Annotated in this window: 21 protein-coding genes; 14 read left to right on the top strand and 7 right to left on the bottom strand. The window is 42.7% G+C overall.

Features of this window, described 5'->3' with window-relative positions:
* Positions 1-150: 150 nt before the first annotated feature.
* The 3 genes from CTT30_RS19420 (at position 151) to CTT30_RS19410 (ending at position 2,036) form a co-directional block, all read left to right on the top strand.
* Positions 151-339, top strand: coding sequence for a hypothetical protein (locus CTT30_RS19420; RefSeq protein WP_239836284.1), 189 nt, complete (start codon positions 151-153; stop codon positions 337-339).
* A 122-nt stretch (positions 340-461) separates the two neighbouring features.
* Positions 462-1,160 (top strand): DUF1223 domain-containing protein, encoded by a 699-nt coding sequence (locus CTT30_RS19415; protein ID WP_239864013.1) that lies wholly within the window; start codon positions 462-464, stop codon positions 1,158-1,160.
* A 90-nt stretch (positions 1,161-1,250) separates the two neighbouring features.
* Positions 1,251-2,036: a substrate-binding periplasmic protein gene (locus CTT30_RS19410; RefSeq protein WP_239874611.1), complete on the top strand. Its 786-nt coding sequence runs from the start codon at positions 1,251-1,253 to the stop codon at positions 2,034-2,036.
* 93 nt (positions 2,037-2,129) lie between these two features.
* Here CTT30_RS19410 and CTT30_RS19405 read toward each other — a convergent pair whose 3' ends face one another.
* Positions 2,130-2,687 (bottom strand): PhnA domain-containing protein, encoded by a 558-nt coding sequence (locus CTT30_RS19405; protein WP_252036709.1) that lies wholly within the window; start codon positions 2,685-2,687, stop codon positions 2,130-2,132.
* Between the two features lie 234 nt (positions 2,688-2,921).
* Between CTT30_RS19405 and CTT30_RS19400 the strand changes: the two genes are divergently transcribed.
* A complete protein-coding gene (locus CTT30_RS19400; RefSeq protein ID WP_239864015.1) occupies positions 2,922-4,004 on the top strand; it encodes a site-2 protease family protein in 1,083 nt (360 codons plus the stop codon).
* A gap of 28 nt (positions 4,005-4,032) precedes the next feature.
* Here the strand turns inward: CTT30_RS19400 and CTT30_RS19395 are convergent, their stop codons facing one another.
* Complete coding sequence (locus tag CTT30_RS19395) at positions 4,033-4,821, bottom strand: M48 family metallopeptidase (protein WP_239864016.1); 789 nt, start codon at positions 4,819-4,821, stop codon at positions 4,033-4,035.
* Between the two features lie 84 nt (positions 4,822-4,905).
* On the opposite strand from CTT30_RS19395, the gene CTT30_RS19390 reads away from it, so the two are divergent.
* The 4 genes from CTT30_RS19390 to CTT30_RS19375 all read left to right on the top strand — a co-directional run bounded on the left by CTT30_RS19390 (position 4,906) and on the right by CTT30_RS19375 (position 7,629).
* A complete protein-coding gene (locus CTT30_RS19390) occupies positions 4,906-5,358 on the top strand; it encodes a hotdog fold thioesterase (RefSeq protein ID WP_252036708.1) in 453 nt (150 codons plus the stop codon).
* Entirely contained in the window at positions 5,358-5,591 is a 234-nt protein-coding gene (locus tag CTT30_RS19385) for a DUF3389 family protein (protein WP_252036707.1), read from the top strand. The genes CTT30_RS19390 and CTT30_RS19385 overlap by 1 nt, the downstream gene beginning before the upstream one ends.
* 75 nt (positions 5,592-5,666) lie before the next feature.
* Positions 5,667-7,394: an SgrR family transcriptional regulator gene (locus CTT30_RS19380; RefSeq protein ID WP_252036706.1), complete on the top strand. Its 1,728-nt coding sequence runs from the start codon at positions 5,667-5,669 to the stop codon at positions 7,392-7,394.
* Positions 7,378-7,629, top strand: a complete 252-nt coding sequence (locus CTT30_RS19375) for a hypothetical protein (protein WP_239836293.1) — start codon at positions 7,378-7,380, stop codon at positions 7,627-7,629. The genes CTT30_RS19380 and CTT30_RS19375 overlap by 17 nt, the downstream gene beginning before the upstream one ends.
* A gap of 451 nt (positions 7,630-8,080) precedes the next feature.
* Here CTT30_RS19375 and CTT30_RS19370 read toward each other — a convergent pair whose 3' ends face one another.
* From CTT30_RS19370 to CTT30_RS19355, 4 genes are all read right to left on the bottom strand, one after another.
* Positions 8,081-8,800, bottom strand: a complete 720-nt coding sequence (locus tag CTT30_RS19370; protein ID WP_252037605.1) for a 3'-5' exonuclease — start codon at positions 8,798-8,800, stop codon at positions 8,081-8,083.
* A gap of 7 nt (positions 8,801-8,807) precedes the next feature.
* A complete protein-coding gene (locus CTT30_RS19365) occupies positions 8,808-10,697 on the bottom strand; it encodes a DUF294 nucleotidyltransferase-like domain-containing protein (protein ID WP_252036705.1) in 1,890 nt (629 codons plus the stop codon).
* A 97-nt stretch (positions 10,698-10,794) separates the two neighbouring features.
* On the bottom strand, positions 10,795-11,181 hold the full coding sequence (gene cueR / locus CTT30_RS19360) for a Cu(I)-responsive transcriptional regulator (protein ID WP_252036704.1): 387 nt from the start codon (positions 11,179-11,181) through the stop codon (positions 10,795-10,797).
* Positions 11,182-11,345: 164 nt separating this feature from the next.
* Positions 11,346-12,953 (bottom strand): putative bifunctional diguanylate cyclase/phosphodiesterase, encoded by a 1,608-nt coding sequence (locus CTT30_RS19355; protein WP_239836296.1) that lies wholly within the window; start codon positions 12,951-12,953, stop codon positions 11,346-11,348.
* A 269-nt stretch (positions 12,954-13,222) separates the two neighbouring features.
* Between CTT30_RS19355 and CTT30_RS19350 the strand changes: the two genes are divergently transcribed.
* The 3 genes from CTT30_RS19350 (at position 13,223) to CTT30_RS19340 (ending at position 16,825) form a co-directional block, all read left to right on the top strand.
* On the top strand, positions 13,223-14,416 hold the full coding sequence (locus CTT30_RS19350) for an acetate/propionate family kinase (protein WP_252036703.1): 1,194 nt from the start codon (positions 13,223-13,225) through the stop codon (positions 14,414-14,416).
* A 634-nt stretch (positions 14,417-15,050) separates the two neighbouring features.
* A complete protein-coding gene (locus CTT30_RS19345; RefSeq protein ID WP_252036702.1) occupies positions 15,051-15,677 on the top strand; it encodes a hypothetical protein in 627 nt (208 codons plus the stop codon).
* A 386-nt stretch (positions 15,678-16,063) separates the two neighbouring features.
* Positions 16,064-16,825, top strand: a complete 762-nt coding sequence (locus CTT30_RS19340) for an EndoU domain-containing protein (protein WP_252036701.1) — start codon at positions 16,064-16,066, stop codon at positions 16,823-16,825.
* Positions 16,826-16,987: 162 nt separating this feature from the next.
* On the opposite strand, the gene CTT30_RS19335 is transcribed toward CTT30_RS19340, so the two are convergent.
* Complete coding sequence (locus tag CTT30_RS19335) at positions 16,988-17,326, bottom strand: cytosolic protein (protein ID WP_252036700.1); 339 nt, start codon at positions 17,324-17,326, stop codon at positions 16,988-16,990.
* Between the two features lie 358 nt (positions 17,327-17,684).
* Between CTT30_RS19335 and CTT30_RS19330 the strand changes: the two genes are divergently transcribed.
* From CTT30_RS19330 to CTT30_RS19320, 3 genes are read left to right on the top strand one after another with little or no spacing between them, the layout of a single operon-like run.
* A complete protein-coding gene (locus CTT30_RS19330; protein WP_252036699.1) occupies positions 17,685-19,289 on the top strand; it encodes an ABC transporter transmembrane domain-containing protein in 1,605 nt (534 codons plus the stop codon).
* Positions 19,286-21,319: an ATP-binding cassette domain-containing protein gene (locus tag CTT30_RS19325; protein ID WP_252036698.1), complete on the top strand. Its 2,034-nt coding sequence runs from the start codon at positions 19,286-19,288 to the stop codon at positions 21,317-21,319. Before CTT30_RS19330 ends, CTT30_RS19325 begins: the two co-directional genes overlap by 4 nt.
* On the top strand, positions 21,312-22,607 hold the full coding sequence (locus tag CTT30_RS19320; protein ID WP_252036697.1) for an HlyD family type I secretion periplasmic adaptor subunit: 1,296 nt from the start codon (positions 21,312-21,314) through the stop codon (positions 22,605-22,607). Before CTT30_RS19325 ends, CTT30_RS19320 begins: the two co-directional genes overlap by 8 nt.
* Positions 22,608-22,667: the final 60 nt, after the last annotated feature.

Below are 22,667 nucleotides of genomic sequence, written 5' to 3'. Positions count from 1 at the left end.
GTTTTGCATTTTATTTGAATTTTTATGTTAAGAGGTTGTTTTATTAGAAAAACTAATCTCAAATAATAAAATTTGTCATTTTTTGAACAATAAATAATTGCTTAATATTCCCCCATCGAAACGAATTACACGATTTATAGAGAGGCAATCATGGCACAGGCAATGCACATCGGAACTATCGAAGCTCCAATCTCTATGGACAAAAAAACCTACTCGGTTACTTTCAAAGGATTGATTGCACACCTATTAGATATTCTTTTCACAGACGATACGCCACGCGCTTACTACGCGAGCGATATGTCTGGCCACATGCAAAAGGATATTGGTCTAACTCGTTAATTGACCAAGTCGTAAAACAAAAAAAGCGCTAGCAGAAATGCTAGCGCTTTTTTTGTTTTCCCTCATGAAATAGAGTGTCCGAAACATCGGTCATAGTCAGTAGAACAATAGAGGATCTGTCTATGAACCCATTACTAGCAATATCTTTTGTATCGAGTCTATCTAGTGGACAAATCTGGTCACACGAAGGTCAACCTGCGCAAGTAATAGAGTTATTTACATCTGAGGGCTGCTCCAGCTGCCCACCTGCGGACAAATACTTGTCGGAATTTGAAGAAGACGACCGTCTTTGGAAAGACATTATTCCCGTTGCTTATCACGTTGATTATTGGGATTACTTAGGTTGGCAAGATGATTTTGCTAAGCCTGAATATTCGCAATTGCAAAGGTTGTATCGAGCGTACGATGTGGTTGGCAGTGTTTACACGCCAGGCTTCATCGTTGATGGTAAAGAATGGCGTGGTTTTTTCAACTGGTTGAATCGAGAATTACCAGCACTAGAGCCAAGAAATGCTGAAAGGCTAACACTTAGCCGAAAGGGCAGTCAGTTTACTCTAAGCTTCGATAAGTCCGGTTACCTTGATGCGACCATCATCTTTTTAGCGAATAACAGAACAACGCTTGTGAAAGCCGGTGAGAATAAGGGTAAATCACTCGAGCATGACTTCATCGCTAAAGAGCGTCAGCAGAGTCGTTCAAATACAGGAATATGGCGCTTTGAGTTGACTAATGAATTACGTGATATTGATGCTGTTGTTGCATGGGTCACAAAACCAGGCAGCTTCGAGAGAATCCAGACTGTTGGGGGAGAAATAAAGTAGCGCGTATTTATATGTTACAGTGTCATGATTGAGGTATTGCTACTTTTGTACTAGAAGTATAAAGGTTGAGCTTATTAGTAGGACATTAATATGGGCGATTTTAGCCGTTTAGCAAAACTGCCACTTTTATTGTTACTGCTGGTCTCTTCTCTCCAAGAAGTTTACGCAAAAACAGTTACATTTGTTACTGATATTTGGCCCCCTTATGTACTTGACGCATCAAAGAACCAGGGAAAAGGCTTTTTTGTCGATCTAGTGATCGAGATGTGTGAAAGTGAAGGAACGAAAATAAACATAACTTATGTCCCTTGGCTAAGGGCAGAGACTATGGTCAAACATGGGTCAGCCTTTGCGGCATTCCCTTATGCAGTCACTCAAGCGAGAAAACAATTTGCAGATTTTTCGATTGCTTTAACTCAATCTGCAAACCCACCACGAATATTTTATTACCGGCCTTCTGTACCTCAGACTGAACCTATTAGCCTTGAGAAGTTAATGACCTATCGCATAGGTACTTATCTTGGTTATTACATAAAAGAACAGTTTGATGAACAGGGGCAGAAATACGTTTTAGCTCAAACGGAAGAGAGGGCGTTTAGATTGCTTCAAAAAGGTCGCATAGACTATTTGCCTGCTGATCCTGAATCTGGATGGAAGTGGATCGCGAAACTTTTCCCTGATTCGCAGCACCTCTTCGATGTCCTACCGGAACCTTTCCCTGGAACTTCACTCCATTTGATGGTTTCCCGCTCTTTTCCTAATGCCAAAGAAATCCTTGCACAATGTGAATCAGGGTTCCAGAAAATGATAGATTCCGGAAAGTATCACGAGATGTTAAAGCGTGAAGGCAAGTTAAACTATGCGATACCAAACTAAGCGGTGTCCTTAGTGATGCAGAGAGAGCATCTCAAACTGAGATGGACTAAAAAGGGCGCTGAATAGCGCCCCCGAGTAATCATGAAGTAACAATTACTTTTTACGGCAGTATTCAGCGATAACGTACATGGATTGGCCGCCGTTTGCCTTACCAGAAACTAGCTTAGGATCGTCGCCGATGCTGATACCTCGAATAACGGTACCTTGCTTGATGACTTGATTAGTGCCTTTAACAGGTAGGTCTTTGATAACCGTTACGTCGTCACCTTTTTTAAGCTCAACGCCGTTACAGTCAAGAGGCTTGTCATCGGCAGACATACCAATCATGGCCCAGTTCATTTGCTCTTCTTCCATGTACATCATATCTAGCGCATCTTGTGCCCAGCTTTCACTGTTCAAGCGCGTCAACTGACGCCATGCAGTGACTTGTACACCTAGAACTTGACTCCACATACTGTCATTCAAACAGCGCCAGTGGTTGATGTCTTTCGGGTCATCGATTTCGCCAAGACATTTCTCGCAAACCATAATGGCGTGATCCACAGTAACATGGCTATGTGGTGGTACAGCGTAGGCTGTCAGTGGAGAATCACCGCTGCACAATTCACATTTGGATTGACAACGCTCTAGCATGGTCGCTTCAGAAGACATATTGAACTCACATATTAATAAGGACTTAATTAAGGTCGCTATTATCCACTTTATCCATCGAAAATAAAGGGATATTGAACAGAGGAGTATAGAGAAGGTGTCATTGAGTTACTTTTTAATCTTAACTGAATGGCAGGTGTGACGGTGTCACTATTATCTGTGAGTTTTCTTTGCCATTTGTCTAACAATTGGCATAATTGGCGCCGCTTATATAACAAATTACTAGGACAAACATTGGAACTGCTTTCTATTGATTTTTTGGGAAAGCCTTTGCGCTTAGAAGGTTCCCTCGCTGGCTGGCAACAACTTTTTTGGGACAATCAATTGGTCTCTCAACTGGACGCAGATTCAGAGCGTGGTAAAAAGTCTGCACACGAGTTTAAATTGCTTAATGGTGAAGAAGAACTGATTTGTCGACTTGAAACCTCTTTGGAATGGCAACCGTTCCTGATCGAATATAAAGCGATATTGAATGACCAGCTTGTCGTTCAAGGAAGCCGAGATACGAAGGATATTGAAAAGCAGACACCATTCACTCCGCTACAACCAGAGAAAAAATGGAGCCTGTTGGGTCTATTGTCACTTGGTGTAAAAGCTTTTAAGAGCGCAAAACTCATTAAGGTAGCGCTTGCATCAGCCAGTCTCGCGGCATACTCATGGCTGTTTTCTTTCCAGTTTGCACTGGCGTTAATTGCTTGCTTGATTTTCCATGAATATGGGCACGTTAAAGCGATGAAATACTTTGGAATGAGGACTAAAGGTATCTATTTAGTTCCTTTTCTAGGAGGTTTGGCGCTCAGTGATGAGAAGATCAACACACGTTGGCAAGATGTAGTCATTTCAATAATGGGGCCTATGTTTGGCTTTGTTCTCTCGTTGATTCTGGTAGTACTATATTGGGTGACGGGAGAGATGTTCTTTGCCGGTTTAGCTGTATTTAACGCATTTCTAAACCTGTTTAACCTATTGCCAATATTACCTCTTGATGGTGGGCATATTTTAAAAAGCATTAGCTTTTCTATGAATAGCTTAATGGGGATTCTCCTCTGTACCGCTGCAGCACTGGGTGGGGTTGCACTGAGTTATTCACTAGGGCTGACATTGTTCGGCTTATTGCTTGCCTTAGGGACTTTTGAAATCGTGATTGAGTGGCGTAGTCGACATCACAGTCACTTGCTGCCGCTCGATCGTTATGGTCAAGTCGTCGCTGCGGTATGGTACTTGGCGTTAGTGACTGGATTGATTGGGATCATTTGGTATTTCGCGAGTACTGGTGACCAATTACTGCGCTTACCACTGATGATTCTTGGAACATAAGAATGGGGAGTACGAGCTCCCCATTACTTTAAGAACAATTCGGTTTTTTCACGTTGTAGTTTGGTAGTGTTTTTATTTTTTCTGACAAGTCGTGGATCCGAGTTCCATGTGAAGGGTGAGTAGACAATAACTCAGGTGGCTGACTTCCACCGGAAGCTTTCGCCATGTTCTGCCACAAACTGATGCTTTGGTTAGGGTCAAAACCTGCTTTAGCCATGATTTCCAACCCTACCAAGTCTGCTTCTGATTCTTGCGTTCGACCGTAAGGGAGTAACACTCCGTATTGCAGACCGAGCCCTAACGCTGCCATTGTTGCACTTTGGTATTGGGCATATTCGGATGAGCCCAAAGCTATACTGGTGATTTGTAATCCTGCATTTGCTAACTGAGATTGGGACAAACGCTCATTACTATGATCCGCGAGAACATGAGCGATTTCGTGACCAATCACAGTGGCAAGTTGGTCTTCATTTTTTGCCACTTTGAGTAAGCCAGTGTAGACGCCAATTTTGCCACCAGGAAGAGCGAAAGCATTGACTTGGTCACTGTCAAATACGACCACTTCCCACTCCTTAAACTCAGGTTGTTGCGGTACTTGCTTCGTGACGGCTTTAGCCACACATTGCACGTAGGCATTTATTTTTGAGTCTTGACTTATCTTCTGTTGCTGCTTCATTTGCTCGAAAGACTGGGTGCCCAACGTACTCATGTCATTATCAGAGAAGAGCAGTAACTGATTGCGCCCTGTGGGTGAAGAGGTACAAGCGGCCAATCCTATGATGGCGGCTAGGGTTGTGTGTTTCAACCATGTTTGCATGGATTACTCCGTTTCACTCTTATTATTTTGCTAATCATACCATTAGGTTACAATGCGTTGTAACGAATCATTACGAGAATCTATATGACTATCTGGAAACGACCCATTGATCTTGAGCGTCTCAATGCGACGTCTGAAAACACTTTGATAGATCACCTCAAGATTATTTATAGCAACGTTGGAAAAGATTTCATTGAAGCGACAATGCCTGTCTGTCACTTCACTCACCAGCCTTTAGGTATGCTTCACGGTGGGGCTTCAGTGGTTTTGGCGGAAACTCTGGGTTCTGTTGCTGCCAATTTCTGTGTTGATGAGGATGCGTATTGTGTTGGTTTGGATATTAATGCCAACCATATTCGATCGATGCGTGAAGGCTATGTGATTGGCCGGGCAGAGCCGATTCACCTCGGTGTATCGACGCAAGTTTGGCAAATTAACATTACTGATGACCGCCAAAGGCTTGTATGTACTAGCCGATTGACTATTGCGGTTAAGAAAAAACGCAACGCTAAGCAATCTCTTAAGGTAAACCAGTAATGGTCATTAAGTTTAAAAGCGGAAAAATCATCGTGACGGTGCATGAAATTGTTGTGAAGGTCGCTTCGGAACATATGATCACTCTTTCTGCCCAAATCGACGCGATTCAACTCATAGGCCGAGGTGTCAATGTTATTGCTGCAAATGGCTCGGAGACAAAGTGGTCTATTAAATTGGATAACGCACAACAACTGTCCGAAATCGCGAGTGAAATCGGGATCGACATTCAATAACACTAAAACTCACTTGCTTCTTTAAATTAAATAAGGAAACTTAACCCAGTTATAAATCTATGAGATTTCCTCTTTATGAGTAGCCCTAGACTGCGTGTTCAGTTCGAGACCTTGTTTGAGCATTACAATGGCAAAGATTGTGGTGTTCAACTTGAAGAAATTACCGAGATCCTTTTTTGTACCCGCCGTAATGCACGTATCGTGCTAAATAAAATGGAAGAAGAGGGCTGGATAGAATGGCACCCCTCACCAGGCCGCGGAAAACTTTCTCAGCTCAACTTCAAGCGAAGCCGAACCGATGTCAGTGAAAATCTTGCTCGTCGATATTTAGAGGAAGGTAAGATCGGTCAGGCGCTGAAAGTGCTTGACCAAGACTCAGCTAAACTTGCGCAGGTGGTTGAGAGCTATTTAGGTGTCCAGCAACTTGAAGGGCAGCAAGTTCTTCGTTTACCGTATTATCGTCCACTGTCAATGCTCAATCCTACCAAACCTGTCCGTCGTTCAGAACAGCACATTGCACGTCAGATATTTAGTGGCCTGACACGCTTAGATGAAAGCGAAAAACTTTGTCCAGACCTTGCCCACACATGGGAAATGCTGTCACCAAGGCATTGGCGCTTTTATCTGAGGCCGAATGTCCGTTTTCACAATGGCGATTTGCTTACCACCAATATTGTGGTGGACTCATTGTTGGAGCTTAAAGAGAAAAATCTGTATTCACATATCCATGACGTGGTAAGCCCAGGCCGTTTTGTGATTGACGTGTTATTAAGTAAAGATAACTATCATTTACCGCTATTATTGTCCGAATCGGATGCAAAAGTCTTGTTACCTAAAAAGTCTAGGGCTGAAGATTATGATTTAAACCCAATTGGGACAGGCCCTTATAAGGTAATTCAAAATGATGATAAACGCCTTGTTTTACAGGCTTTTGATGGTTATTTTGGCTTCAGACCTTTAATGGATCGTGTAGAAGTTTGGGTTATTGATGATATTCACTCGTCAATGGTGTTCCCAAGTATGACTAATCCGATTAAGCCAGAAACAGGGACCTACAGTGATGAGGTTGAATTGGACCCGGGGTGCACCTATTTGCTGTTGAATAGGCGCAGTGGCCTTGCGAAATCTGACGATTGGGCCAATTACTTTAGTCATAGGCTTGGTTCGCTAAATCTCTATCAGGAGCTTCCTCAAGAAAAGATTGTGGAGCTTGGTGTATTGCCTGCACATGGCCTAAAGCCGGGCTGGTATCACCACACTAGGCAAGGGCATTACACGTCACCACCTTCTTATCGAAAGGTGACCATTGCTTACCATGGTCAGCACCCTATGTTTCCAACCTTAGTGAAATGCATCGAATCATTGTTGAAGCAAGACAACCTTGAAGTTGAGCTAATTAAGTATGACATTTCTTTACCGGATGCTGATGATGTTGATATCTGGGTTAAGCCTATGGGGATCGCCAACAACCGAGAAGATGGACTAGCGGGATGGTTGCTTAACTACAGCGATATTGAACAATTAAGCAAACCCGAAGATTTCAAATATTGGTCTGGCTTGGTTGAGGTGTGGCAGGCAGAAGAAAATAGTGCATTCCCAGCAAAAGACTTAGGTAAATCTCTAGTTGAACGAATGCAGATTATCCCTATGTTTCATTGTTGGTTGGGTATCAGCAAAGACCAATGTGGCTCATTACAGAATGCTAAATGTAACGCGTTGGGTTGGTTTGATTTCAGTCAGGTCTGGTTAAAACCAGAGAAGCTTATTCAAAGTTCAGAGATGTTAAATGGCCAAACCGAATAAGAAGCAACCGAACAAAACGGTCGATATTTATTGCTCTAAGTGTCAATCCAAACTGTTCAAGTATCGTAAAGGTGGTAAAGGGGCTTTAGTGAAGTGCTTTAAAGAGCGGATCGTTGAGGACTATACAAAAAAGACATGCTATTGCCCTGAGTGCGATAGAGAGTTTGCGAGAGAAACTTTAATAAGAGGAACGCCAGCTTATAAAATTATTGGCGGAAAAGTTACCATGAAGTAGGATGTATTTAGCATAATCTTTTAACAAAAATAACAGTAATTTTGATGAACAAATTTGTTGAAAATGAGGCTAGGCGCACCGATTTTGATCTGAGTCGACAAAAATCGTAAAAATCTCGTTAATAACTATCATTGATCTTTAAAAGTGTTAGAATGGCGCTGTTTAAAAATCAGTCCAGTCTATCAACTTTGCAAACAATAGGGGTTATCAATGGAGCTAGGTCTCATCATCGCTTTCATCGTCACGTCAGCTGTAATGGTTAAGAAAGAGATGACAAGCTCAAAATAATTGCTGTTTCATTCATAACATTTTTGTTTTCCTTTTTGAATGAACGATGGAAGCTCCCAGATTCGGGGGCTTTTTTGTTTTTTAACCCCATTCATCGTTTGTAAAGTTTGTTGGTAGAACCACCTTCTTATAAGGTGGTTTCTGCACCGGCTCTATATTATTTTTAAATCCACACTTGATTGAGTTTTGTCGTCCGTTCGTAATGATGAGCGATTTGTGCCTGCAGTAATTCGGCAGTAGCGACTGCATCAGTTAAAGCGTGGTGTGGTGTGTAAGGTGGAAGGCCGTAACGTTCACGGCTTGCGCCTAATCTGACCGAGGCAGGTTTCTTGCCCAGAACTTTATTGAGAATCCCACCACGTAGGCGCTGTTGATGGAGTGTTTCAAGGTGCATCGTATCGACAACAGGAAACTCGATACCTTCATTGATGCGGTCTTTCAGTGCTTGATCAAGAAACTCTCGCTCTATTCTTTGATAATGCACCACCATGATTCTACCTGACATCTGCTGCAACACCTGATCGTAAATATTTGATAAATCAGGGGCGTCAAGAATATCACTGTGTGTGATGCCGTGAATAATGACAGATTCCTCAGCCAATTGCTGGCGCGGTCGTACTGTCCAGTGATGGGCTTGGTTAATGAAGATTCTATTGAGATTAAACGGCACCGTACCAATCGTGATAATGTCGTCTTTGTCGGAATCCAAACCTGTTGTTTCAAAATCCATCGCCAAAAAGGTTACATCTTCGAGGTTGGTTTCAGCACTAGGGATACCAGCATTGTAATAGTCCTTGAGTGAAGCATCTCGACTTGTTTGTTGCTTTGCTGCAAACTTGTTTTCCCAGTCAATGGCAGGTGTGTGCATCATTTTTCTGATCATCATTTACCTACTTAAAGTTATTGCTGGCTTGGTAGCGGAACTTAAGAAAATTTTGTGCATTACTGAGAATTTGGAACGCATCTTTTAAGTTGCGACGCTCAAAGTCGGACAAGTTCTCTGGTTCAATGTTGTTATCTGGCTCGATTTGATTTTCGACATCAAAAGCTTGGTGGCGAATACGCACCATGGAGATGAACTCTAAGGCATCTCGTAAATCTCGTGCTTTCCCTTTGGGGAGAATGCCGGCTTCGTGAATGTCATCAAGACGCTCAAATGAGTTGGTTGAACGCGAGCCAACCGCCAAAGCATGTACACGGATCAGATCTGCAAGAGGGGCAGTGCCACGACGTTTGAGGTTGATGGAATTCTTATGCTGGCCGTCTTTCTCCATGACAAAATCTTTAAAGAATCCGAGTGGTGGGGTGCGATTCATCGCGTTTCGAGCTAAACAGGCTAAGAAACGGTTGTTTCTACGTGCGCGCCTGACGATGAAACCATTGAGCTGCTCAGCCCACTTCAGACGACCGTAAACACCGACCAAGTCAAAGAAGATAGAGGCATTTAAAAGTGCTTTTGGATTTGGATCATCAATCCAGTCAGCAAAACATTCTTCCCATTCTGTCCGTGTCATGCGCCAGTCAGGGTTGGTTGCCATAATATCGCCAGTGCAGTAGGTGTAGCCGCATTCGTTTAATCCATCACAGATTTTCTTTGCCAGCGCATCGAAGTATTCATTGTGCTTTTCTTCAACGTATGAATTATCTAGAATAATGGCGTTATCTTGGTCGGTTACCAAGATCTGTTCATCTCTCCCCATTGAACCTAAAGCGAGAAAACAATAGGGAATAGGAGGCTCGCCCAGCTCTTCTTCTGCGAGTTCAATAATGCGTTGTTTAAAGCTTCTGCCTATCACTGACATCGCACTCCCGACCATGTGTGAATTGGCATCTTCGTTCACCAAACGCACGAAACTATCCTTGACTTGCTCGGATAGGGAAGCGAGTTCTTCAATGGATTGCTGTTGGAAGATGCTACTCACTAGCAGTAGAGAGTTTTGGGATTCATAACGAACAATGTCAGTGGCTTCAATAATACCAATGGGCTTTTTGTCTTTCAAAACTGGAAGGTGGTGTACATTGTAGCGTAGCATCGTGAGCATAGCTTCATAGACGTAGGCATTGTGGTCTAACGAAATAACCTCAGTGGTCATCACACTGGATACTTCATCACTGGCATCGAGTCCCTCGGCGAGTACTCGGGTACATAGGTCTCGGTCTGTAATGATTCCGACAAGCGGTGAGTTATCTTCTTCGTTATCTTCGAGGATATCTGGATCAATGATTAACAGTGATGAAACGTTTTCTTCAGCCATTTTTATCGCGGCATTCTGAATAGTTTCTGTTTTCTCTAGGAAGGGGGCTTCGCCTGTCAGCAAAGTGCGCACTTTGGACGTCGTTAGATCGTTTTGTTCATTGGTGCTTGAAACGGCTTGGCGTAAGCGGGCGGTATCTTCGACCTCTACAAAGTCAGCGAAAGCTTCGTGGTTGTCGTAGAGCTCCTGAAATACGGGCTCAGGGATGCAGTATACCAAGGTGTCTTTTATAGCTTTGACCGGAAAGCGAACTTTATTGTTGGTCAACAGGCCCATTTGACCAAATAGGGCTCCTTCATCGAGGCGATTATAGAGCTCACCTTTACGTCGATAGACTTCAACGACGCCACTCCGAACCATGTATAAATCGTGGATTTCATCACCAAAATGGATGACGGGCGTATCCTCGCGAAAATAAGAAATTTCGACATGTTTGGTGATGAAGTTAAGGACTTCCTCTTCTAGTTCATCAAAGGGAGGGTGCTGAGAGAGGAAATTTTTTATTTCCAGTAATTCTGCTTCCATGAAGACATCCGATCTATCAGTGTGGTCTTTCAATGTTACATGATCTGCGGATGTACTTCATGGTGAAGGGTTGAAAAGATTAGGAAAATAACCAAGTCTACTTGGTCAGTTCTTCAATAATAGGACATTCACTGCTTTCATTACCAGGACAGGCATTCACCCAGCCTTTCAATTGCTTTTCAATTTCTTTCAATTCCCGAATTTTGATTTCCACCTCTTTTAGCTTTTCCTGAGCTTTCGCTTTTACTTCACTGCTTTTCCGTTTTGGGTTGTGGGCGAGTTCGACAAATTCTTTACACTCCGCCAGTGAAAAGCCGGCATTTTTGGCTCTTGAAACCAGGTTAAGCTCTTGAACATGCTGTTCATTATATTCTCGATAACCTGCTTCACTGCGGCTAGGGGAAGAAATGACGCCTTTTTCCTCGTACAGGCGAATGGACTTACTGGATAATCCGGTAAGTTTCGCTACTGAGCCTATATTCATGGGGAACCTCTGCCAATGGGTAAGTTGTTCGCATCGAAATTTCATGATCAGTTTTACTACTTTCAGGCTTTTAGGCCAATCGTTTTATGGCAGTCAAAAGGAAAAGCTTACCGTGGAAAATGAAAGGTGGGTAGAAATGGTGGGTAAAATTTCTGGGTTCTCCCTTACGTTTCCTCCGCTAATTCAATGATATGAGGGGGGTTATGATTGTGAGTCCAACGGATTACCTCATCGATTTTTAACGCTGGGCTATACAGAAAGCCCTGAATATAGTCGCAGCCGTAATGCCTTAATAGTTCGAGAACGCTGTTATCTTCAACCCCTTCAGCGACGACGGTATAGCCGAGGCCATGGGCCAATGCGATGGCATTTGAGACAATCGAGCTGTTACGCTGATTGGTTTCTAGTTGATACAAAAAAGATCGATCAATTTTGATCTGGTCAACGGGTAAGTCTCTGAGTAGCGAGAGGGAAGAATAGCCCGTTCCGAAATCGTCTAAGCTGATCTTGAAGCCGAGAATTTTGAGGCTTTCTAGTAATTCTTCAGGGCTTCTTAAACGATTAATCGCTGTGCTTTCTGTTATTTCCAGAATGAGGTTTTCTGTGATATCGGGGTATATCTGAATCAACTTTTCAAGATGCCTTTTGAGGTTATTTCCCATGAGATCTTTCGCAGATAAGTTGATATGTACAGGACATCGAATGTTCTCAGATTTTAGCTTTTCGATATCGGTAGACACCTGATTAAGGACCCAACTAGTAATGGAGGTGATTTTGTTACTTTGTTCTGCAATAGGAATGAATTCGACCGGACTCATCACGGTACCATCTTCTTTTTGCCAGCGGATTAGTGCTTCATAGCCAGAGACAATCGCGCTTTTCCCGCACAGGATCGGCTGGTAATAGATACAAAACTCGTCATTAAGAAGTGCAGCATCAATTTCGCGAGTGATGCGCAGTTTTTTCTTGGCTCCTTGGCTCATTTTATCGTCATAGCACGCAAACAAGCGACCAGACTTTTTGGCCCAATACATAGCAACATCAGCGGTATTAATGATTTGTTCTGCGTCTTCTCCGTGTCTTGGAAATTCGCTTAAGCCAATAATTGCACCGGTGCTCAACTCAAAACCGTCGATACAAAAGGGTTTGCGCAGTTCTGTATCAATACGCTTAGCCAATACTTTTGATGCGGATTCACTGCTATTTGGACAAATAAGAACAAATTCATCACCACCAATTCTGGCAATGAAATCTTCTTTACGCAGCAGAGATGAAATTCGTTGGCCGATTTGAATCAATAACTGATCACCACAGAAGTGACCCATTCCATCATTAACTTGCTTGAAATTCACGATATCAAGCAGCATCAAATCAAAGGGGGTATCGGACTCAATTAAGAACTCAATTGTTTCTATACAGTGTTTTCGGTTGGGGAGTGTGGTGAGTGAGTCGTGAAGCGCATTGTGCTTTTCTTCGTCGGCTAGAACATGGAGTTGGTTGATGCTTTGTAAACTGTAGGTGGTCACCATATACACGAAAATACTACCGCAAAAAAGAATGATGCAGAGGCCAAATAATACAGGAGTAACAATAGGATCATAAAAAATAGCTACTAAAACAAAGGTATAGCCGGCGACGAAACCAAGAATTAAGTAGCTTAAAACCTGCCACCCTAAGTGCTTTGTCTTCCGACAAACTTTATTAGCGGGAACGTACCCCGCTAATAGAATGATGATGCCTGAAATGACCAGAACAATAGATAAAGTCGTCACTAGTTAGACCATAAGGAACAGGTTTGGGTAAACTCGCAAAAGTGTCACTCTGTTAATAGAGTTTAGGCTTGGATTTCATATTTATAAAACTAACATTAAATTTATGGCTAGAAATAAAGTGTAAGTTGCGTTAGATCAACAAAAAATCGTTTCCTACAGGTCCTTTTTTAAAATAAAGTTGAATCATTAAAAAAATATTGAATAATGTAAGGCACACAAAAAGAAGCACTTTGCTTCCAAAATTCAGTCTGAAACAGGATACATACTCCATGTCTAACTCGTTTGTGCTGGTTATTAACTCTGGTAGCTCTTCTCTTAAATTTGCGGTGATCGACTCCATTACAGGTGACGCTGTTATCACAGGCTTAGGAGAGTGTTTTGGGCTCTCTGAAGCAGTCATTGGCTGGAAGTATAAAGGTGAGAAGACAGAAGAGGCCATCACTGCTCCAGACAATCATCATCAACACGCAATTAACCGAATTGTTAGCCTAATGGAGTCATTAGGTTTGACAAACGATCTAGTTGGTGTGGGACACCGTATTGTGCATGGTGGCGAGAAATTCACCTCCACAGTTCGTATTAATGACGAAGTTCTAGCAGAAATTGAAAGCTTGTCTGATCTGGCACCGCTCCACAACCCAGCAGGCGCAAAAGGGATTCAAGCAGCCATGCAAGCATTCCCAAGCCTTCCTCAATTTGCTGTTTTTGACACGGCATTCCACCAAACTATGCCTCAGAAGGCATTTACTGGTGCGATTTCTAACGAACTGTATAAAGAATATGGCATCCGCCGATACGGTTTCCACGGCACTAGTCACTATTATGTAAGCCGTGAAGCAGCCAAAATGCTCAATAAACGTGTGGAAGAGTCGAGTTTTATCTCTGTTCACTTGGGTAACGGAGCCTCGGTCTGTGCGATCAGCAACGGTCAGTCTGTTGATACATCAATGGGCTTTACACCATTAGCCGGTTTGATGATGGGAACTCGCTCTGGGGATCTTGACCCAGGGATAATTGAGTTTCTAATGAAAAAAGGCTGGAGCCAAGAGAAGGTGTTTGAGACTCTGAATAAGAAGTCTGGTTTCTTGGGGGTTTCTGGTTTGACGTCTGATGCGCGCGGTATTTTAGAAGCTATGGAAAAGGGACACGAGGGGGCTAAACTTGCTTTTGAAGTCTTCACTTATCGTGTTGCCAAGTACATCGGCTCATATTTGATTCCGCTGAATGCGTTAGATGCGATTATTTTCACCGGCGGTATTGGTGAAAACTCGCTACCTATTCGCCGTGAAATACTGAACAACCTAAAGTTACTTGGCTTTGTTGAAGACGAGCAGGGCAACGAAGATGCCCGATTTGGACGCGCAGGTATCATTGCAAAATCAGACATGCTTAATGCGGTTGCTATGGTTATTCCAACCAATGAAGAATTTGTGATTGCCCAACAATCGGTAGAATTGCTGTAATATATAACAAAACAGATAGTTAAAAAGCGAGCCTCGTGCTCGCTTTTTTGATCTTATATGGTTAGATATAAGCTAAGCAGCGCTTGACGCCACACTAGTTACTGCTCTATTGATTTCTGAAATTCACTTTGTGCCCTTAGGTCAGCAAGGTTCATATTGACTTGTTTTTGCCCCTAAATGAGTTGCAATAAGCATCAGAGCGAATGGAGGACAAAAGACCAAACCTGACTCTTGCCATTTTTTTGCTTAAAGCTATTTAGCAATTTTTAAATCATTAATATATCGAGTTTATAAAAATTAACTAATTCTACTGTACATATAACAGGTACCCTTAACGTTTGTAGCTTCAATTTTGAAGCAATCTTTCATATAGATTGGTCAGGTGAAGTATTTGGACAAAATTGATAAAGAATGGGGATGTGCTTATTCTCGTTACCACGACAGCAGCAACGTCAAAGCATGTATTGTGGCAGTTTCCGGTTTAGAAAAGATCTCTGAAAAACTAACTTCGGCAGTGCTTGATTTGTCAAAGTGACTTTTTTGTTAGTGAAATCGTCAGATTGTCTTACTGGGAATTATAAGCTACTGAAAATATGGTTATCATCCTTGTTATTTATCATTAAAGCCTACTCCTATGAGATATAAATCCAAACGTTTAGAACCAGAAGTAAGACAAAAAACCGCAAGAGAACGTGCTGCACACCAACGCCTAGAACGCAGGGCTGAATTAACGTCTGATGAAACTGATGAGAAACGATGGGCTGATAATAGAAGGCGGGTTATCGCTAAGCGTGAGAAAGCAGCACAGCAAAAAGAAAGTCGTAAATCTTGCCTTGATCAAATACTTAATCTGCTGGGGAAAACACGCAACGATTTCAAGTCCTCTATCCCTAAGGGGCCTAATAGTAAATATTATCGAGGTGATGTGTTTGCCTTGAGTTTACCAGACTCTTACCCAAATCTTGATGAGCGTATGAGTTCGATCATTAAGCACACTTCAAGAACTAGCGGGAGTGCTGGAGAAGTTCAATCCTTTACTTCTAATGTGTATGTCGCTCATAGGTTTGCACAAAGTAGAGGGGGAACTGTTCATACGGTTGACGCTTCAGATGGTATTTTTATGTCAGCTGCGGATATTATTTATGCTCATGGTGACCGGTTAGTTGAATTAGGCCATATTCAAGCGGGGACTTTGAGGGCGGCTGTTGAACATTTCTATCAGGATGGTGAGTCTGAGTATTTTTGGATGGGACGTCGTTAAAGTAAACACTCCATGAAGTCACTAGGCTACAATGCACTTGACCGTGTAGTCATAGGGAATTTCACTGACTGTAAAGCATTGCGCTCTCATTAGCGGTTTAATGGCGCGTTCAGCTCGATTGTTGTCGAGAGATAAGTGACCATTGTCTAGTGGGCTAAGTTGGAACACCGAAAATTACAAACCCTATTGAATTCCTAAGCTTAAGAATTGCACACAAGCAATCGTGCACGAATAAGGCTCCTTTGGGGCCTTTCTTTTGAGTGGCGAACAAGGGTCTTATGAAGATCTATGTGATAATCTGCTCCAAATCAAGTGTGGGTAGGAGATATGTAGTGGCCCAAAAATACAGTATGACCTCTAATAGATAATCAAAAAGGGAAATAAACATGAAATTAGCAATATCATCATTGGCACTTCTTTTCACAGCCATCAATGTTCATGCCCAGCAAGTCCCATTTTTTGATGATGACCCTAATACGGCTTTCGCTCCTGAATATACATTTAAAAACAAATCCATTGATAAAGACGTACTTAGAATATGTGGAGAATGGGGAAGTGGTGTATCTGAACAGGACCTACAATCTTTATTTGAAAATTATCCAGATATCACAAAGAAACTGCTATCTATTGATGAATCTTTAAACATAGAAAAGCTCGTAACATTGTGGACCAAGAATGATGGGTTTGACCATATATTCTGTGGAGAGAGAGAAAGTGACGGTAGTCTAGGCGGGTTACATTATGCCCCAAGATATAAAGAACTATACGAAATGGGCGTCATTTCTATGTGTCCACCAAACAATGATAAATGTTTTGGTTCGGGCAATGAGGTTGTGCCGGAAAAGGGGATTTACTCAATTCCTACGAGCTATCTCAACAATGAAAGCAAATGGAAGTTGAAGCCTGTCAACGGTTACAACATGGAAATGAATGCAGATGAAATTCTTTATCAAGCCACCAAAGGTTACTTTGACCTAGCGGATAGAAGGAGTTGTTTCCATAAAATCCCACAAACCAATGACCATCCTGAACACTACGCAGTGATTGTGAGTGTAAAAGGCGATGAGATCACTACTTTTTACTCAGTAGGCCCAAATGGTCGAAAGGCAAATTCTCAACGTTACGGTACTGGTTACTGTGAAAAATAAGACCGTATAGAATCACTCTTATTGTGGGCTAGTAAGGATTCAATCTGTCAGTCCAAAATGACGATGTAATCAAATCTGACAGATTGTTCTAATCCCTCTTATATACCATGCTAGGGGAACAGATCCTCACTTAACCGCAGCTTTCAACTTTCCGAATGGTTGTTAGTCAAGTCGGGTAATAAAGGTTTGTTCGTCATCCACAAAAGCGACAAAGCCGCCGTGATAGATAAACACTCGTCCACGCCCTTCAACTAGGCAGGCAAGTTGTGGGTTCAAATCTTCTTCGTTATCTTGGCTTTGAAACGTACCGGTATCTGTGACTACGCCGCTGAGTTTGGGCAAATATCCATAAGTACGCTTGGCTTGGTCAATCAGGTTCAATTCACTCGCAGTAGAGAAGCAAGAGGGGATTTCCCCGGCTTCTTCGATGAATATGGTTTTCAGTTCTTCAAAAGCGGTAATCACCAGCCAGTCAATGTCGTTAACGCGATGGATAAACATAGAATTTCTCGATAGTACTAATATGGAGATTTTATCATTATCAGGGGAGGGCATAGTAGAGATTTAACTGATAAAGGCGGAAATCCTATGGCTATTTTCGGACATTGATAGGCTAATTGGAAATAGTTCCATCAAGTTGTTTAGAAATGTATGTTAGGGAAGCAAAAACTGAAAGAACCTTGAGTGTTTTTTTGACCAGAACACACTAGTTCTTTTTCTCAGGCGTAAGTGGTCAATTGCTGATGGCCAATGTAATTTGTCGTCATGTATCAAATTTAATCTAAAATTCAGAACCTTAACTTGAATAACCCCCTACTGTATACCAACCTTGTCTCATATGAATACAGGGGAGCTAGGTATGCAGCTGACGCAGACGATCAATAAAGATGTCATTGGGAGGGTGATGGTACCCTCTATTCTAATTAATCTTCTATCACTTGCCGTTCCATTGACGGTGTTGCAAATTTACGATCGCATCCTGCCGAACCAGAGCTACGGTACGGCAACATTACTAATCGTTGGAGCATGTACTGCCGTTTTATTGGAATCATTCATTCGTTATGTGCGAAGTTGGTTACTATCCGCTGCAGCAAGCAATACGGAAAAAGAGACCTTTGATCAACTTGTTTCAGCCGTGACTAATGCCAAGCCTAATGAACTACGCATGCTAGGAGCGTCAAGTGTTGATAATGGCTTATCGTCTATATCGAGAGTGAAAGAGTGGTATTCAGGGGGTATGGTTTCCGGTTTTATCGATTTTCCCTTTGCTCTCCTATTTCTCGGCTTAGTTTATTACATTGGTAGCAGCTTAGTTCTTGTTCCTATTGCTGTGTGGGTCTTAGCCAGTGCAGTCGTTTGGCTGGCCTCGATAAAATCTAAGCGTTTAGGTGAAGACGCGTTAGAGAAAGAGCAAGACCGAAAGGGATTTATGCTGCTACTCGGACAAACTCTGCAAGGCATCAAACGACAAGCTGTGGAGTCGAGGCTTTATCGTCAGTTTAAACGCACTAACGATGAAAGGTTCTTATCCAAATCTAGTGAAGAGCAACAAAACGCCTTTGCACTAGAATTTATTCAATTAGCGTCCTTAATGACATCGGTAGTGATAGTGATCACCGGTAGCATATGGGTTCTTGATGGAGATCTTACAACAGGCGGTTTAGCTGCATGCTCGATTTTGTCGGGGCGTGCGATTGCCCCTTTAAGTGCCCTCATTGGCATGCGTGTGAAACTGAATTCCATTCATTCCGCTAATCAGGCTATTGGTCGAATTCGTAACTTGCCTCAACATTCATTTGAAGTAGGCGATATTAAATCAGTGAATGCAATTGCCGTATGTAACCTAACCGCCCAACGTTATAGCCACACATACAGTGTCTCTTTTGAAATGGCTAGAGGGGAGATCATTCATTTGAGTAGTGATGAAAGGCACATCGACAGTTTCTTTGCTGGAGTGATTCCTGGAGTTGACGGGGCTCAAAGCGGAGATTTTCTCATAAATCATGACAGTGCTTCAATAGAATCTCTGTCATCTATTAGTTCATACGCTGGCGTTAAAGGGCAGTTAGTCAGCGGATCTTTACTCGACAATTTGTGTGGTTTTGATCCAGAGCGTACCGAAAGGGCACAACAATATGCCCAAAAGCTTGGGGTAAGTAGCAAACTAGCTCAATTAAGTGACGGGCTAGAAACGAAAGTTGGCCACGCTTTTTCGAGCCCACTAAGTATGGGCGATATCAAGCTCCTAAACCTAGCTGCTCAGCTCGCTGCAACCTCACCATTAGTGGTTCTTGATAGGCCTGATGCCTCTCTCGACCTTGATGGGTTAGAAGCCCTTAATCGAGTGTTACGAGAGGAAAAAACTCAAGGGCGGATGATTGTGTTGGTTTCTCATCATCCGGCAATCATTGAACTTACGGATAGAACTATGATTGTGGAAGAGAAGCAAGGGGCGGCAGCATGATGAACAGTTACGAACAAGCCGGAATCGCTTTGCTAAAAGGCTTGGAAGTCAGTACCAATATACAATTATTTTCTAAACAGTGGATTGATGAAAATGGGCTTGAGAATATCGATGAATTGTTATCGTTGTTTGACCGGATTTATCTTCCCTATGAAATTGTTCCTAAGCTTAACCGGGATCAGAGCTCGAAGTATTATCTTGCTGTTTACAAAGATGGGCGTATCGAAGTGTGTGATGGCGTAAATTTGGAAGTGGAAAGCCAGCCTGCCGACTTTTACGTGGTTGTGTTGGGGTTGCCATTAGAAAAGCACCCTTCGGATTGGACTGGTGAAAGGCTCGATGCATTTAAGCCAATGCTACCGAAATTACTTATTGTAAGCTTCTTCACGAATGTTTTTGCCTTAGGTCTTCCATTTATCACTATGGCAATTTATGACCATGTGATTGGAGGAGATGCAGCGCATGAGTTATTGGGAATTACCATTGGTGCAGCGCTTCTTTTTGTCATGATGGGGCTGCTTAGAACCTTACGCGGAAAAGTATTGGTCAGCTTAGCTAATCGTTTAAGCCGAGAGGTTTCTCAAGCATTAGTCAAAAAAACTCTTAAAAATTCGTACACTCAGAATCAGCAATCGATCGCGTTCAACCAACAGAATCAGATTCTCTTATCGGAAAGGGTATCGAGCCTTTTGTCGGGGCCGTTGGGAGGAGCGCTGTTTGATATCCCGTTCGTTGTTATTTTTATTCTTGCTATCGGGATTTTGGGCGGTTGGCTTGTCTTAGTACCCATTGTTTCGCTTATATTGTATGCCATATTTTCCAAGCACGCGTTGGCTAATTCTAGTAAGAGCTCAATGCAGTCGACTATAGCAGGTACCAATCGACAGAATCTTATTAATGAGCTCTCCTTAAAACTGGTTTATTTACGCACCTCTGGTTTTGCGCCGTATTGGTTGAAACGTTTTGATAAGGCAAACTTCCTTGCTTCAAAAGTTGGGTTTAATCAAGCGATTAGACAGCACAGGTACACCTCTATTTATTACGCTATCTCCTTATGCTCAACAATCGCTGTTATGGGGCTTGGAATTGGTTTGATTTTCGAAGAGGTATTGAGTCCAGGTGGGTTAATCGCCGCGATGATGTTGATTTCTCGTATTACTGGGCCAGCTCAAATGCTAGCCAACAGTGCGTCAAGGTTTGCCAGCTTTAATCAGTCTAAATTGCAAATTAATCGCTTACTTGCCCAACCTTCAGAGCGTGATTTCAGCTATCAGCATCACGCATTACCTGATCATGCCCCTTCCATTAAAATAGACCAACTGACGCTTCGATATCCAAAACAGATACGTCCTGCTCTCTCCGCGGTGAGCTTTGAGATAGGCAGAGGAGAAGTTGTTGCTATTACAGGACCATCCAGTAGTGGTAAATCTACGTTGCTAGAATCTCTAGCGGGGCTTCAAGTTGCACAGAATGGTGCGATTGAGCTTGAAGGGGTGAATTTGTCTCAATATGACCCACAACTATTCCGTCATTGGTGTTTCATCCGCGCAGCCTATCCAGACTTACTCTCTCTGTCGGTAAGGGAATGGCTAGCTGATGGGAAGCAGGTGACCGATCAGAAGATGGTTGATGCACTCGCTCTTGTGGGGGGGAGCGCATGGTATGACTCGCTGCCTAAAGGTTTAGATACGGTGATTAGCTCACTCATACCGGACAGCTTGTTCGATATTCTATCTGGTACGATTGCTCAAGTCCTTATTGATGCTAAGGCACTAGTTTATGATTACAAACTCATGTTAATGGATAACCCTGTTCCAGATTATCACCCTAAGGCGAAACAGGTATTCACAGATTTTGTTCACCGTAAAAGAGGACAATCAACCATCATCTTCACTTCTCATGATCCTGATTTAATTAAACTAGCGGATAAGGTGGTCGTATTAAATGATGGCTCCGTAGCGTATGCAGGTCCAATAAAACAAGAAGAAACAGAGCAACAACAATTTATCAATGAGGTATCCAATGGCTGAACATAAATACGGTGAACTAGTGGAGTCGAGTGTAACGTCAAAATCATTATTGATTGCGACGTGGGCGGTAGCCATTTGCGTGGTCACTTTCGTTGTTTGGTCACTGGTAACTCAAGTGGATGAAATTGCCAAAGCGAAAGGGACAGTCATTCCTGAGGGGGAGCGGCAGGTGTTACAAAGCGAAATTGGAGGAAAACTCAAACGTGTGCTGGTGAAGAAAGGAGATTTAGTAGAAGCGGGACAACCGCTAGTGGAGTTTGATGCAACGTTTCAACAGACAACTTTGGATGAGCTTAAATCCCAACAAGTTACACTGTCGCTTAGTGTAGAAAGAATGAACGCTTTGCTTGATCAAAGAGAGCCTGATTTTTCTTTGTATTCCGCAGAATATCCGGCTTTAGTGAGTGAGCAGCTGGCTCAGTTGAGTGCACAAAAAGCCTTGTTTTATCAACAGCGGGTGGTATTAGAAAAGGATAGTGAACAAATTGCAGAGCAGCTTCGTTCGGTGAAAAAAGCCTTACCCTCTTACGAGAAGCAATTACAGGCGACCAAGCAAGAACTCGATATACTCGAAAAGGGCTTCAAGGCAGGGAACATCTCTCGATTAAGAGTGCTAGAGATGAGACAAAAAATGGCAAGTATTGAGCAGCAAATAGCAGAGGCAATAGGTAAGCGCTCCGTCCTTGAGAAGCAAGCTTCGACCAACGAGCAAAAAATAGAACAGCTGCTGGCAGAGTCTCGTTCAAAACTGAGTGATGAACGCTCAAAAGCTGTTTCAGATTTGTCTGCTTTAAATGCGAGAGTGCGTTCGAGTGAGGCGAAAGTGACAAACACAGTTGTGACCTCACCATTGAAAGGGCTGGTACAAAGCGTTCCCAGTACTCAAGTTGGTGGTGTAATTCAACCTGGTGGCGTAGTGGTAGAAATCGTCCCTTTAACGGGGAAAGCGGACTTTAAAGCTAAGCTATCACCTAGGGATATTGGCTTTGTTCATGAAGGACAACCAGCCCGAGTTAAAGTTGATGCGTTCGATTACAGTCGCTTCGGAGCTTTAATTGGAGAAGTAGAAAAAATTTCACCGACAACCAGTCAGAATGAGCGAGGTGAAATCTTCTATGAAGTCTTTATCTCAGTTGACGAACCCTATTTTCACAATGATCCTGAAAGGTTTTCAATTCTACCGGGTATGACAGGAGAAGCAGATATTACGACAGGCGAAAAGTCCGTATTTCAGTATCTTTGGAAACCGATCTATACCAATGTTAGTGTCGCCTTTGGTGAGCGTTAACTCTATCCTTTAGGTTAAATGAATAGTGAGAGGCAGCATAATCGCTGCCTCTCTCTTTTG

Origin of the sequence: Vibrio coralliilyticus (assembly GCF_024449095.1) — a bacterium.
GTDB lineage: Bacteria > Pseudomonadota > Gammaproteobacteria > Enterobacterales > Vibrionaceae > Vibrio > Vibrio coralliilyticus_A.
Note: the sequence above shows the minus strand (reverse complement) of the source record. Positions and strands in the feature narration are given on the sequence as shown.

What these genes read in the sequence shown, in the direction of transcription:
- CTT30_RS19395 (WP_239864016.1), bottom strand. Translation starts at nt 4,821, where the DNA reads ATGCAAACATGGTTGAAACACACAACCCTAGCCGCCATCATAGGATTG.
- CTT30_RS19350 (WP_252036703.1), top strand. Translation starts at nt 13,223, where the DNA reads ATGTCTAACTCGTTTGTGCTGGTTATTAACTCTGGTAGCTCTTCTCTT.
- CTT30_RS19405 (WP_252036709.1), bottom strand. Translation starts at nt 2,687, where the DNA reads ATGTCTTCTGAAGCGACCATGCTAGAGCGTTGTCAATCCAAATGTGAA.
- CTT30_RS19385 (WP_252036707.1), top strand. Translation starts at nt 5,358, where the DNA reads ATGGTCATTAAGTTTAAAAGCGGAAAAATCATCGTGACGGTGCATGAA.
- CTT30_RS19370 (WP_252037605.1), bottom strand. Translation starts at nt 8,800, where the DNA reads ATGATCAGAAAAATGATGCACACACCTGCCATTGACTGGGAAAACAAG.
- cueR (WP_252036704.1), bottom strand. Translation starts at nt 11,181, where the DNA reads ATGAATATAGGCTCAGTAGCGAAACTTACCGGATTATCCAGTAAGTCC.
- CTT30_RS19325 (WP_252036698.1), top strand. Translation starts at nt 19,286, where the DNA reads ATGATGAACAGTTACGAACAAGCCGGAATCGCTTTGCTAAAAGGCTTG.
- CTT30_RS19330 (WP_252036699.1), top strand. Translation starts at nt 17,685, where the DNA reads ATGCAGCTGACGCAGACGATCAATAAAGATGTCATTGGGAGGGTGATG.
- CTT30_RS19335 (WP_252036700.1), bottom strand. Translation starts at nt 17,326, where the DNA reads ATGTTTATCCATCGCGTTAACGACATTGACTGGCTGGTGATTACCGCT.
- CTT30_RS19340 (WP_252036701.1), top strand. Translation starts at nt 16,064, where the DNA reads ATGAAATTAGCAATATCATCATTGGCACTTCTTTTCACAGCCATCAAT.
- CTT30_RS19375 (WP_239836293.1), top strand. Translation starts at nt 7,378, where the DNA reads ATGGCCAAACCGAATAAGAAGCAACCGAACAAAACGGTCGATATTTAT.
- CTT30_RS19410 (WP_239874611.1), top strand. Translation starts at nt 1,251, where the DNA reads ATGGGCGATTTTAGCCGTTTAGCAAAACTGCCACTTTTATTGTTACTG.
- CTT30_RS19320 (WP_252036697.1), top strand. Translation starts at nt 21,312, where the DNA reads ATGGCTGAACATAAATACGGTGAACTAGTGGAGTCGAGTGTAACGTCA.
- CTT30_RS19420 (WP_239836284.1), top strand. Translation starts at nt 151, where the DNA reads ATGGCACAGGCAATGCACATCGGAACTATCGAAGCTCCAATCTCTATG.
- CTT30_RS19390 (WP_252036708.1), top strand. Translation starts at nt 4,906, where the DNA reads ATGACTATCTGGAAACGACCCATTGATCTTGAGCGTCTCAATGCGACG.
- CTT30_RS19415 (WP_239864013.1), top strand. Translation starts at nt 462, where the DNA reads ATGAACCCATTACTAGCAATATCTTTTGTATCGAGTCTATCTAGTGGA.
- CTT30_RS19365 (WP_252036705.1), bottom strand. Translation starts at nt 10,697, where the DNA reads ATGGAAGCAGAATTACTGGAAATAAAAAATTTCCTCTCTCAGCACCCT.
- CTT30_RS19380 (WP_252036706.1), top strand. Translation starts at nt 5,667, where the DNA reads ATGAGTAGCCCTAGACTGCGTGTTCAGTTCGAGACCTTGTTTGAGCAT.
- CTT30_RS19345 (WP_252036702.1), top strand. Translation starts at nt 15,051, where the DNA reads ATGAGATATAAATCCAAACGTTTAGAACCAGAAGTAAGACAAAAAACC.